This is a genomic window from Streptomyces sp. NPDC023573 (assembly GCF_055559735.1).
The window spans coordinates 275,872-288,155 of the sequence record NZ_JBVHKB010000004.1 but is presented as its reverse complement, the minus strand read 5'-3'; the positions used below and the strand labels follow the sequence as shown (position 1 = coordinate 288,155).

Below are 12,284 nucleotides of genomic sequence, written 5' to 3'. Positions count from 1 at the left end.
TCGATGTGAGTGGATCTCCCACGGACCGTTAGGATTTCGACCATGGCGGCCACTGGATCCGAGAAGCAAGGGGGCGACGGCGTGAAGAGTTTCTACGTATCGACCCCCATTTACTACGTCAACGACGCTCCTCACCTGGGGCACGCCTATACGACCGTCGCAGGCGACGTGCTCACCCGCTGGCACCGCCAGCGCGGCGAGAAGGTGTGGTATCTCACCGGCACGGACGAGCACGGCCAGAAGATCCTGCGCACGGCCGAGGCCAACGACGTCACCCCCCAGGCCTGGTGCGACAAGCTCGTCGATGAGGCCTGGAAGCCCCTCTGGGAGCACCTGAACATCGCGAACGACGACTTCATCCGTACGACGGAGAAGCGGCACACCGACCGTGTGCAGGAGTTCGTGCAGGACCTGTACGACAAGGACCAGATCTACAAGGGCGGCTACGAAGGCCCGTACTGCGTGGGCTGCGAGGAGTACAAGCTCCCCGGCGACCTGATCGAGGCCGAGGACGGCACGAAGCTGTGCCCGATCCACAAGAAGCCGGTGGAACTCCTCAAGGAGGAGAACTACTTCTTCAAGCTGAGTGAGTACGGCCCGAAGCTCATGGAGTTCTACGCGGCCAACCCGGGCTTCATCCAGCCCGAGTCCGCCCGCAACGAGATCGTGAACTTCGTCAAGCAGGGCCTCCAGGACCTGTCGATCTCGCGCTCCACGTTCGACTGGGGCGTCCCGGTGCCGTGGGACCCGAAGCACGTCATCTACGTGTGGATCGACGCGCTGCTCAACTACGCGACGGCGGTCGGCTACGGCGCCAACCAGGAGAAGTTCGACGGCACCTTCCCGGCCGACGTGCACCTGATCGGCAAGGACATCCTGCGCTTCCACTCGGTCATCTGGCCGGCCATGCTGATGGCGCAGGGCCTGCCGCTGCCCGGCAAGGTCGTCGCCAACGGCTGGCTGATGGTCGGCGGCGAGAAGATGTCCAAGTCGAACCTGACGGGCATCAAGCCGCAGGACCTGACCTCGCACTTCGGCGTGGACGCGTACCGCTGGTACTTCCTCCGGGCCATCGCGTACGGCAGCGACGGCTCGTTCTCCTGGGAGGACTTCAGCGCCCGCTACACCTCCGAGCTCGCCAACGACTACGGCAACCTCGCCTCGCGCGTCGCGGCCATGGTCGGCAAGTACTTCGGCGGTGCGCTCCCGGAGGCCACGGCCGCCGGTGACGCGGAGCGGGCGGTCCAGGAGGGCCTGGCCGCGGCCGTCGCCTCGGCCGACCGGAAGATCGGCGAGGAGCTGGACTTCCAGGGGGGCATCCTGGCGGTCTTCGACTTCGTGAAGCAGGTCAACGGCTACATCACGGAGCAGGAGCCCTGGAAGGTCGCCAAGGACACCTCCCCGGAGGGCCAGGCACGCCTCGCGACCATCCTGTACACGGCGGCCGACTCACTGCGCGGTGTCGCGGTCCTGCTGAACGCCGTCATGCCGGACACCTCGCAGAAGCTGTGGGAGTCCCTGGGCGCCGAGGCGTCCCTGGGCGCCCTGGCCGACCAGCCGGTGCAGGACGCGGGCCGCTGGGGCCAGCTCCCCGCGGGCGCGACGGTGACGAAGGGCGCGGTGCTGTTCCCGCGCCTGGAGGAGAAGCCCGCGTAAGCGGCGTACACGAGGAGGAGCCCGGGACCCGACCACATCGGGACCCGGGCTCCTCCGCGTGATCCCTCAGCGCGTCCAGTTCTTGAGCGGCTCGGTGTCCAGCTCGATCCCCACGGGGTCGGGGAGTGTCACAGTCTTGCCGTACGGCACGGTGACCACCTGCTCGTACCGCACACCGTCGGGCTGCGAGTGGACCTTCACCTCGCAGGTGTCACGGTCGATCAGCAGGTACACGGGGATGCCGGTCTCGGCGTACGCACGCGGCTTCTCGACCCGGTCACGGCGGTCCGTGTCCTCGTCGTACGACGTCACCTCGACCACCATGAGCACGCCGTCGGGGTCGGCCCACTCACCCTGGCCGGCGAAAGCGCCACTGCGTGCGAAAGCGCCGTCCGGGCGGGCGTTGCCCTTCCGGTACGTCTCGATCCGCAGCCCCTGTTCCGCATACAGCCACCGGGATGGATCAGCCTGAATACACAGGCGCGTCAACCACTCGATGATCCGCCCGTGATCCCCGTCCGGCACAGCCTTGACCCCCAGTTTCCCGTTCACGAATTCCAGCCGCAGCGCTTCCTCCGCGCGTACGGCGTGACGGGCCAGATCCTCGAACACGTCCTGGGTCAGCACGGAGTCCTCACCAACGGTCATGGCAGCCTCCTCGGGAACTGGGCGACGGATCCAGCCTACGGGCATGCATCCACGCCCGTTCCGCGTTTCACCGGGCCAGCGACGCGGCGTCCCCCATCACGATCACCGGGTGCTTCGCGGGATCGAGCGTGAGCAGGAGCTCGCGCATCCGGTCCTCGGTCAGCGAGACGCAGCCCTGGGTCGGTCCCCCGTGGTCCACGTGGATCCAGATGCCGCCGCCCCTCTCCGCGCCGAGCGGCCGGGTGCGGTCCAGCGGGCTGGTGCCCGGGGTGCGGTTGTAGTTGATGGCGACGACGTAATCGAAGGAGCCTTCGAGGGGTTCCCCCAGAAAGCCCTCGCCGCTCACCGCGAAGCGGTCCTGCTCGTCGTACGGGAGCAGCGCGCCCGGGTCGGGCAGCCGGCCGCCCGCGTCGGTGAGGCCGAACACTCCGACGGGTGAGCGGAGGTCATCCGCGAGATGGTGGTCCGTCCAGCCCTCCATGCCGTTGTGGGCGGGCCAGGGGCCCGCCCCGGGTCTCCATCCGAGAGCGGGGTCGTCGAGGCTGTGGAGCATGACCGAGGAGCGGTTGGAATCGGGGCCCTGCCCGGTCACCACGACGGCCTGCCGGGCGTTTGCCGGGATCTGCGCCCGGGTCTGCGGGCCGAGCCCCGGGATCTCCGCCGGGGGACGGAGGCTCTCCACGGCGCGGGGCGGGGCGGCGGAGGACTCCGGGCCGGCCGCGCCGCGGGGCGCGGAGGGGTCGGTGGTCTGCACCGCCCCGGCGGAGCAGCCGATGACCAGCAGGAACAGGGCGACGATCAGGACGTACGAGCGGCGCGGGACGGACACGGTGCGGAACTCCTCGGTGGGGGCGGACGAGCACTTCCCGTGCCAGTCCTTGCCGGGCCCGACGGCGCCGAACCGGAACCGGGGCCATCCGGATGTACCCGGTTCGTCTACCCGAGGTCCGGGAGTTCCGCACGGTCCACCCGTACGCACGCGAAGAACCGGAACCGCGATGGTCGCGGGCCCTGCCACCGTTTTCACAAAAAACAGCCCCCGGCCGGTGGCCGGGGACTGTTTCACGTGGAACCGAAGCGGAACCGGTGAGGTCTACTTCGCGCCGGTGTCCCGCGCCACGGCGTCCGTGACGTCGGCCTTGTCCTTCGCGGCCGCGACGGGCTTGCGGAGCTGGATGTTCAGCTCGCGCAGCCGGGTTTCGTCCAGCACGGTCGGGGCGCCCATCATCAGGTCCTGGGCGTTGCCGTTGAGCGGGAAGGCGATCGTCTCGCGGATGTTGGGCTCGTCGGCCAGCAGCATCACGATGCGGTCGACACCCGGGGCGATGCCACCGTGCGGCGGGGCGCCGAGGCGGAAGGCTCGGAGCATGCCCGCGAACTCGTGCTCGACGGTCTCGCGGTCGTAGCCGGCGATCTCGAAGGCCTTGAGCATCAGCTCGGGCTCGTGGTTACGGATGGCCCCGGAGGACAGCTCGATGCCGTTGCAGACGATGTCGTACTGCCAGGCGAGGATGTCCAGCGGGTCCTTCTCCTCCAGGTCCTTCAGGCCGCCCTGGGGCATCGAGAAGGGGTTGTGCGAGAAGTCGATCTTGCCGGTGTCCTCGTCCTTCTCGTACATCGGGAAGTCGACGATCCAGCAGAACCTGAAGACGCCCTCCTCGAAGTGACCGGCGCGCTTGGCGGCCTCCACACGGACGGCGGACATGATCTTGGAGACCTCGTCGAACTCGCCCGCGCCGAAGAAGACCGCGTGGCCGGGGACCAGGGACAGCCGCTCGGTGAGGGTCTTGACGTCCGTCTCGGTGAGGAACTTCGCGATCGGTCCGGCCAGCGTGCCGTCCTCGCCCACGCGGACCCAGGCGAGGCCCTTGGCCCCGTGCTCGACGGCGTACTCACCGAGGCCGTCGAAGAACTTCCGGGACTGGCCCGCGGTGTCCGGGACCGGCAGCGCGCGGACGTGCTTGCCGGCGAACGCCTTGAAACCGGAGTCGGCGAAGACGTCCGAGATGTCGACGAGCTCCAGCTTGGCGCGCAGGTCCGGCTTGTCGTTGCCGTACTTCAGCATCGACTCGCGGAACGGGATGCGCGGGAACGGCGAGGTGACGTGGCGGCCGTTGCCGAACTCCTCGAAGAGCTCGGTCATCAGCTTCTCGATCGGCCGGAAGACGTCCTCCTGCTCGACGAACGACATCTCGACGTCGAGCTGGTAGAACTCGCCGGGCGAACGGTCGGCGCGGGCGTCCTCGTCGCGGAAGCACGGCGCGATCTGGAAGTAGCGGTCGAAGCCGGAGATCATCAGCAGCTGCTTGAACTGCTGCGGCGCCTGGGGAAGCGCGTAGAACTTACCCGGGTTCAGCCGGGACGGGACCACGAAGTCACGGGCGCCCTCGGGGGAGGTCGCGGTGAGGATCGGCGTCGCCATCTCGTTGAAGCCGAGGGCCACCATCTTGGAGCGGATGGAGGCGATCACGGCCGAGCGCAGCATGATGTTGCGGTGCATGCGCTCGCGGCGCAGGTCGAGGAAGCGGTACTCCAGGCGCCGCTCCTCGTTGACCCCGTCCTCGGTGTTGATCGTGAAGGGCAGCGGGCCGGCCTCGCCCAGCACCTCGACCTCGGTGACCTCGATCTCGATCTCGCCGGTCGGGAGCTCCGGGTTGACGTTGTCGGAGCCGCGCGCGGAGACCTTGCCGTCGATCCGGACGACGGTCTCCTTGGTCAGCTTCGCCAGGGCGTCGTTGCCGGGGGTGCCGGGGCGGGCGACGAGCTGCACCAGACCGTAGTGGTCGCGCAGATCGATGAAGAGGATGCCGCCCAGGTCTCGACGATTGTGCAGCCAGCCGCTCAGCCGGACGTCGGTGCCGACGTCAGAGGCGCGGAGCTCGCCGCAGGTGTGGGACCTGTACCGATGCATCGTCGTTCATCCAGTCTTCGCGGTCGGGGTGGATTGACACCCCAGGCTACCGCCCGTGGACGCACCGCTTCATTGGCATTGTCGGCGCACGGCTGTCCGAGACCCGCCCGGCGGCCTCCGGCGGGCGCTCTCCCTCGGTGGCGACCGCGGAGAACATCTTCCTAAAGTGGGGCAATGCGCACCGAGGAGATCCTGGCTGCGATCGGGACCGGGCTGTGGAGCTGGGACAGCTCGACGGGCACGGTCGCGCTCGACGCCGAGGCGGCGCGGCTGGTGGGACTGCCCGCCGAGGCCACGGTCCGCCCCGGAGCGGAAGTGCGCCCCCGCTTCCACCCGGCCGACTGGAACGAGATCGACGGCATCGTGGCCTTCGCGATCGCCGAGGGCACGGTGGCCGAGGCCAGGATGCGGATCCTGGACGAGAACGGCGCGGTCCTGCGCACGGTGCGCACCCGGTCGAAGCCGGTCCCGCTGGACACCCCGGGCCGCCACACCTACGTGCTGAAGGGCATTCTCCAGGAGGTCGCCCAGCCGCCGGAGGACACCGCGGCGAAGACCCCGCTCACGGGCGACTGGCGTCGGTCGAGGGAGGCGTTCCTGCTGGACGCGGGGCGTGCGCTGGCCGAGGCGGTGTCCACCGAGGAGGTCCTGCGGGTCGCGGGTTCGCTCTCCATGCCCGGCTTCTCACCCGACGGCCTCGCCGTCTTCGGGGTCTCCGGCGAGCGGCTGACGGTCATCGGGCACCACGGGCACAACATCGGCGACGAGAAACCGTTCATCGACATGCCCCTGCAGACGGACTACCCGGCCGCCGAGGTCGTGCGGACCGGCCAGGCGATCTACCTGGAGTCCCCCGAGGAGTACCGGCGCCGCTTCCCTGCCACCTGGCCCCTCGCCCAGGAGTTCGGCCGCCAGTCCTGGGCCTTCCTGCCGCTGATCTCGTCCGGGCACACCATGGGCGCCTGGATGGCGGGATTCCGGCACAACGTGGCCTTCTCGCCGGACGAGCGTTCCGTGCTGACCACGGTGGCCAGGATGCTCGCGCAGGCGCTGACCCGCGCGGGTGCCGCCGAGACCGAGCGCGAGCTGTCGTTGGGTCTCCAGCGGGCGATGAGGCCGTCCCTGGGCCCCGACGTGCCCGGTCTGACGGTGGCGGCACGCTACATCCCGACGGGAGGAGGGCTCCAGGTCGGCGGCGACTGGTACGACGTGATCCCGCTCCCCAACGGCCGAATCGCCCTGGTCATCGGTGACGTACAGGGCCATGACGTACGGGCGGCGGGTCTGATGGGCCAGCTGCGGATCGCCCTGCGCGCGTACGCGTCCGAGGGACACCGCCCTGACGCCGTGCTCTCCCGGGCCTCACGCTTCCTGTCCGGACTGACCGAGACGTACGACCTCGACGACGGCGAGGACCGGTCCGACGCGACACGCTTCGCGACCTGCCTGTACGCGGAGGCCGACCCCGAGAACGGGACCCTCGACGTCGCCCGCGCCGGCCACCCGGACCCGGTGGTCATCAGCGTCGACGGCACCGCGGTGATCCGGCAGACCGCCGGGGGCCTGCCCCTGGGCGTCGAGAAGGACGCCGACTATCCGACGACCCGCGTCGTCCTGGGCCCCGGCGAGACGATCATGCTGTGCACGGACGGGCTCATCGAGACCGGCGGACACGACATGGCCACCGGGTGGACCAGGCTGAGGCCGGTCCTGGAGAAGCCCGTCGAGGATCTGGAGGAGCTCGCGGACGCCCTCGTGCAGACGGTGCACGGCCCCGGCTCCCACTACACGACGGGGCCGCTGGTGGACCGCCGTGAGGACGACATCGCACTCCTGGTGCTGCGCCGCGAGGCCGAACGGACGCGCAGGACCCCGGGGCGGCGCTCGGCCATGACCATCGCCCAGGCTGAGCCCGAGCGCGTCGCGGCCGCCCGGCAGCAGCTGCGGGAGCTGCTGCACGACTGGGCGGACACCGAACAGGTCGACTCCGCGGAGCTGATGGTCTCCGAGATGTCCACGAACGTGCTCGTCCACACGGACGGGGACGCGCTGCTCGTCTCGGAGGTGACGGGCGAGCGGGGCGAGCGGCGGCTGCGGGTCGAGGTGGCCGACGCCAGCGACGAGCTGCCGCACAAGCGGCGTCCGGGGGAGATGGCGTCCAGCGGCCGGGGACTGGTGCTGATGGAGATGCTCGCCGACGCCTGGGGGGTGAACCCGAGGGGCGAGGGGAAGTCGATCTGGTTCGAGCTGTACGAGTCCGCGGAGCCGGCGGAGCTGGGCGTCACCGGCTCATGAGCTGCCGGGTGCCGTGCCTTCCCGGCCTCCGGCCTCGTAGCCCTTCCGCAGCTCGCCGATCACGCCGAACACCGCGGCACAGACCGGCACCGCCAGCAGCATGCCCAGCAGCCCCGCGACACCCGCGCCCGCGGTCAGCGCGATCAGGATCGTGGCGGGGTGCATCTGGACCGTACGGCTCTGGATGACGGGCTGAAGCACGTGCCCCTCCAGCACCTGGACGGCGAGCACCACTCCCAGCACCCAGAGCGCGATCACGATGCCCCGGTCGGCGAGCGCCACCAGCACGGCGACGGCACCGGAGATGAAGGCCCCGAGATACGGGATGTAGGCGCCGACGAAGACCAGCGCGCCCAGCCCCACCGCCCCGGGCACCCCCAGGATCAGCAGGCCCACCGTGATGCACAGCGCGTCGATCAGGGCGATGAAGGTGGTGCCGCGCATGAATCCCTCGACGGCTTCGAAGGCCCTGCGCCCCATGGCCTCCACGATGTCGCCCGTGCCGCGCGGGGCGACGGTGTGGGCGAGGTGGACGGCGCGGTCCGAGTCACGCAGGAAGAAGAACGTCAGCAGCAGGGCCAGGACCGCGGTGGCCACGAGCGATCCGATGAGGCTGATCCCGGTGAGCAGTCCGCCCGCGGCGCTCGCACCGAACTTCTCGAAGAGGGTCCTGGCGTTGTCCGCCAGGTCGTCGACGTCGGCGACGCCCGCGATGTCGAAGTGGTCGATGACCCACTGCGCGGCTTCCTTGAGCGAGGCCACGATCTGGCCGCCGGTGTCCACCAGTGCCGTGACGACGATGTATCCGGCGCCGCCCACCACCGCGACGAGCGCGGCGCAGGTGAGTCCGGCCGCCACCGATCTGTTCACCTTGTGGGCGGTCAGCCAGCGGTGGACGGGGCCGAGCAGTGCCGTGCCGAGAAGTGCCAGCAGGACCGGGGTGACCGCCGTCTTGAGCGCCACGCACAGCCAGACGGCCACGGCCGCGACACCGGCGGCCAGGAGCAGGACACCGCACCAGGCGGCCGTCCGCCGCGCGGCTTCGGGCAGGAGTGGCTTCCGGGTAGGCACCCTCCCACCCGACCACGGGCCGGGAGCGGTGTCCCCTCCGTCCGGGCGTATGGGTGACGGTCCGTCACCGTACGCCCGGACAGCAGTGGCAGGTCACATGCCGTGGACCGCGGGGACCTTGCCGAGGCGGCCGGCCTGGAAGTCCTCGAAGGCCTGCTTGAGCTCGTCCTGGGTGTTCATCACGAACGGCCCGTAGTGCGCCATCGGCTCACGGATCGGGCGCCCGCCGAGCAGCACGACCTCCAGGTCCGGCGTGTTGCCGTCCTGCGTCCCGTCGGCGCGGACGGTCAGCGAGGAGCCCTTGCCGAACACCGCGGTCTGCCCCGTGCGGACCGGGCGGCGCTCCTCGCCGACGCTGCCGCGCCCGGCGAGTACGTACGCGAGGCCGTTGAAGTCCTCGCGCCACGGAAGCGTCACCTCGGCACCCGGCCGGACCGTCGCGTGGACCATGGTGATCGGCGTGTGCGTGATGCCCGGGCCCTCGTGGCCGTCGAGCTCACCGGCGATGACCCGCAGCAGCGCGCCGCCGTCCGGGGAGGCGAGGAGCTGGACCTGGCCACCACGGATGTCCTGGTAGCGCGGGGCCATCATCTTGTCGGCCTTGGGGAGGTTGACCCAGAGCTGGAGGCCGTGGAAGAGGCCGCCGGACACGACGAGCGCCTCGGGCGGCGTCTCGATGTGCAGCAGCCCGCTGCCGGCGGTCATCCACTGGGTGTCGCCGTTCTCGATGGCACCGCCGCCGCCGTGGCTGTCCTTGTGGATGAAGCTCCCGTCGATGATGTAGGTGACGGTCTCGAAGCCACGGTGCGGGTGCCAGGGGGTCCCCTTCGGCTCGCCGGCCGCGTACTCCACCTCACCCATCTGGTCCATCATGATGAACGGGTCGAGGTGCCGGTAGTTGATCCCGGCGAAGGCGCGCCGCACCGGGAACCCCTCGCCCTCGAAACCGCTGGGCGCGGTGGTGACGGTCAGCACAGGGCGGGCCACGGCCTCGGCCTGGGCCGCGACCTTCGGCAGGGTCAGCGGGTTTTCGACGGTCACTGCGGGCATGGGAGCCACCTCCGGGAGTCTTCTGATCCCAATTTAGTTGAACGATGAACATCTAGCAAGGCGGCATTCATTCCCGCCCCCTCCGGACAGCGACGAGGGCCCGCACCGGTTCGGTGCGGACCCTCGTCGCCGTCCGGTGCGGGACCGGACTCAGCCGTACATACGACGCATCGCGAAGTCCACCATCTGCTCCACCGCCTTGGCGTCGAAGACCATGCGGTGATCGCCCTCCATGTCCAGGACGAACCCGTAGCCGGTCGGCAGCAGGTCGATCACCTCGGCGCCCGTGATCACGAAGTACTTGGACTCCTTGCCGGCGTACCTCCGGAGCTCCTTGAGCGTGGTGAACATGGGGATCACCGGCTGCTGGGTGTTGTGGAGCGCCAGGAAGCCGGGGTTGTCACCGCGCGGGCAGTAGACCTTCGCCGTGGCGAAGATCTGCTGGAAGTCCTCCGCGGACAGCGAACCGGTCGTGAAGGCCCGAACCGCGTCGGCCAGGGACGGCGGCGAGGGCTCGGGGTACAACGGCTGCTCGCCGTAGCCGCCGCCCATCTGCTGCTGTGCGCCCTGGTTCTGGTCGTAGCCATACATGCCGCAAAGAGTAATCGGACACATCTGCGCCTTGAGGGGTTGCGCCTTATTACTGACGGGTAGCATCATCGTAGGGGTCAGGTTGATATACCCACGCCCGGCCGTCCGTCGCCCGATCCTCACTCCTCCACGGGGCGCTGCGCGCCACTGCTATTGATTACGGAGCCTTCCCATGGGGCACTACAAGTCGAATCTCCGCGACATCGAGTTCAACCTCTTCGAGGTCCTCGGGCGCGACAAGCTGTACGGCACCGGTCCGTTCGCGGAGATGGACGTCGACACCGCGAAGAGCATCCTGGACGAGGTGACCCGCCTCGCGGAGAACGAGCTCGCCGATTCGTACGCCGACGCGGACCGCAACCCGCCGGTCTTCGACCCCCGGACGAACACCGCACCCGTCCCGGCCTCCTTCAAGAAGTCCTACCAGGCCTTCATGGACTCCGAGTACTGGCGCCTGGGCCTGCCCGAGGAGATCGGCGGCACGACGTCGCCGCGCTCCCTGATCTGGGGTTACGCGGAGCTGCTGCTCGGCTCGAACCCGGCGGTCTGGATGTACTCCTCCGGCCCCGCCTTCGCCGGCATCCTCTTCGACGAGGGCAACGAGGCGCAGAAGAAGGTCGCGGAGATCGCCGTCGAGAAGCAGTGGGGCTCGACGATGGTCCTGACCGAGCCGGACGCCGGTTCGGACGTCGGCGCCGGCCGCACGAAGGCGGTCGAGCAGGAGGACGGCTCCTGGCACATCGAGGGTGTGAAGCGCTTCATCACCTCGGGCGAGCACGACATGTCCGAGAACATCCTCCACTACGTCCTGGCGCGCCCCGAGGGCGCCGGCCCGGGCACCAAGGGCCTCTCGCTCTTCCTGGTACCGAAGTTCCACTTCGACTGGACCACCGGCGAGCTCGGTGCGCGTAACGGCGTGTACGCGACGAACGTCGAGCACAAGATGGGCCTCAAGGCGTCGAACACCTGCGAGATGACCTTCGGCGACCAGCACCCCGCCAAGGGCTGGCTGATCGGTGACAAGCACGACGGCATCCGCCAGATGTTCCGCATCATCGAGTTCGCCCGCATGATGGTCGGCACGAAGGCCATCGCGGCCCTCTCCGCGGGCTACCTCAACGCGCTGGAGTACGCCAAGGAGCGCGTCCAGGGCACCGACCTGTCGCAGTTCATGGACAAGACGGCCCCCAAGGTCACCATCACGCACCACCCCGACGTGCGCCGCTCCCTCATGACGCAGAAGGCGTACGCCGAGGGCATGCGCTCCCTCGTGCTGTACACCGCCTCCGTCCAGGACGCGATCCAGGTGAAGGAGGCCGCGGGCGAGGACGCCCAGGCGCTCAACGGCCTCAACGACCTGCTCCTGCCGATCGTGAAGGGCTACGGCTCGGAGAAGTCCTACGAGCAGCTCGCGCAGTCGCTCCAGACCTTCGGCGGCTCCGGATACCTCCAGGAGTACCCGGTCGAGCAGTACATCCGTGACGCCAAGATCGACACCCTGTACGAGGGCACGACGGCGATCCAGGGCCAGGACTTCTTCTTCCGGAAGATCGTCCGCGACCAGGGTGCCTCGCTGAACACCCTCTCCGAGGAGATCAAGAAGTTCCTCGCGAGCGCCCAGGGCGACGAGGAGCTGTCCGGCTCGCTGGACAACCTCGCCAAGGCCGCGGTGGACCTGGAGGCGATCGTCGGCACGATGATCACCGACCTCACCGCCACGGGCGAGGACGTCAAGAACATCTACAAGGTCGGTCTCAACACGACCCGCCTCCTGATGGCGTCGGGCGACGTCGTCGTCGGCTACCTGCTCCTCAAGGGCGCGGTCGTGGCCTCCGAGAAGCTGCGCAACGCCTCCGCCAAGGACGCCGCCTTCTACCAGGGCAAGATCGCCGCTGCGAAGTTCTTCGCCGCGAACGTCCTGCCGGGCGTCTCCGGCGAGCGGGCGCTCGCCGAGGCCGTCGACAACTCGCTGATGGAGCTGGACGAGGCCGCGTTCTAGTCCACGCCCCGCCCCGCCCCTGACGACGCCGCCGTCCGGATCTCTCCGGGTGGCGGCGTCGAC

9 protein-coding genes are annotated in these 12,284 nt (G+C 69.3%); 3 read left to right on the top strand and 6 right to left on the bottom strand.

Features of this window, described 5'->3' with window-relative positions; all coding sequences use genetic code 11:
• The first annotated feature begins 42 nt into the window (after window positions 1–42).
• Entirely contained in the window at window positions 43–1,656 is a 1,614-nt protein-coding gene (gene metG / locus ACZ32T_RS15245; protein WP_467367210.1) for a methionine--tRNA ligase, read from the top strand.
• 66 nt (window positions 1,657–1,722) lie between these two features.
• On the opposite strand, the gene ACZ32T_RS15240 is transcribed toward metG, so the two are convergent.
• From ACZ32T_RS15240 to aspS, 3 genes are all read right to left on the bottom strand, one after another.
• On the bottom strand, window positions 1,723–2,304 hold the full coding sequence (locus ACZ32T_RS15240) for a Uma2 family endonuclease (protein ID WP_467367208.1): 582 nt from the start codon (window positions 2,302–2,304) through the stop codon (window positions 1,723–1,725).
• Window positions 2,305–2,371: 67 nt separating this feature from the next.
• Window positions 2,372–3,133, bottom strand: a complete 762-nt coding sequence (locus ACZ32T_RS15235; RefSeq protein WP_467266449.1) for a hypothetical protein — start codon at window positions 3,131–3,133, stop codon at window positions 2,372–2,374.
• 264 nt (window positions 3,134–3,397) lie between these two features.
• Complete coding sequence (gene aspS / locus ACZ32T_RS15230; RefSeq protein WP_467266446.1) at window positions 3,398–5,215, bottom strand: aspartate--tRNA ligase; 1,818 nt, start codon at window positions 5,213–5,215, stop codon at window positions 3,398–3,400.
• 174 nt (window positions 5,216–5,389) lie between these two features.
• On the opposite strand from aspS, the gene ACZ32T_RS15225 reads away from it, so the two are divergent.
• Window positions 5,390–7,510, top strand: a complete 2,121-nt coding sequence (locus ACZ32T_RS15225) for an ATP-binding SpoIIE family protein phosphatase (RefSeq protein ID WP_467266444.1) — start codon at window positions 5,390–5,392, stop codon at window positions 7,508–7,510.
• Here ACZ32T_RS15225 and ACZ32T_RS15220 read toward each other — a convergent pair.
• From ACZ32T_RS15220 to ACZ32T_RS15210, 3 genes are all read right to left on the bottom strand, one after another.
• Window positions 7,505–8,581, bottom strand: a complete 1,077-nt coding sequence (locus ACZ32T_RS15220) for an AI-2E family transporter (protein ID WP_467266442.1) — start codon at window positions 8,579–8,581, stop codon at window positions 7,505–7,507. The two genes, ACZ32T_RS15225 and ACZ32T_RS15220, sit on opposite strands and share 6 nt — an antisense overlap.
• Before the next feature lie 93 nt (window positions 8,582–8,674).
• The gene (locus ACZ32T_RS15215) at window positions 8,675–9,631 is read right to left on the bottom strand and encodes a pirin family protein (protein ID WP_467266440.1); all 957 of its coding nucleotides are present in this window, start codon (window positions 9,629–9,631) and stop codon (window positions 8,675–8,677) included.
• A gap of 150 nt (window positions 9,632–9,781) precedes the next feature.
• A complete protein-coding gene (locus ACZ32T_RS15210; RefSeq protein WP_356709218.1) occupies window positions 9,782–10,222 on the bottom strand; it encodes an SseB family protein in 441 nt (146 codons plus the stop codon).
• A 172-nt stretch (window positions 10,223–10,394) separates the two neighbouring features.
• On the opposite strand from ACZ32T_RS15210, the gene ACZ32T_RS15205 reads away from it, so the two are divergent.
• Window positions 10,395–12,221, top strand: a complete 1,827-nt coding sequence (locus ACZ32T_RS15205; protein ID WP_467367206.1) for an acyl-CoA dehydrogenase — start codon at window positions 10,395–10,397, stop codon at window positions 12,219–12,221.
• Window positions 12,222–12,284 lie beyond the last annotated feature (63 nt).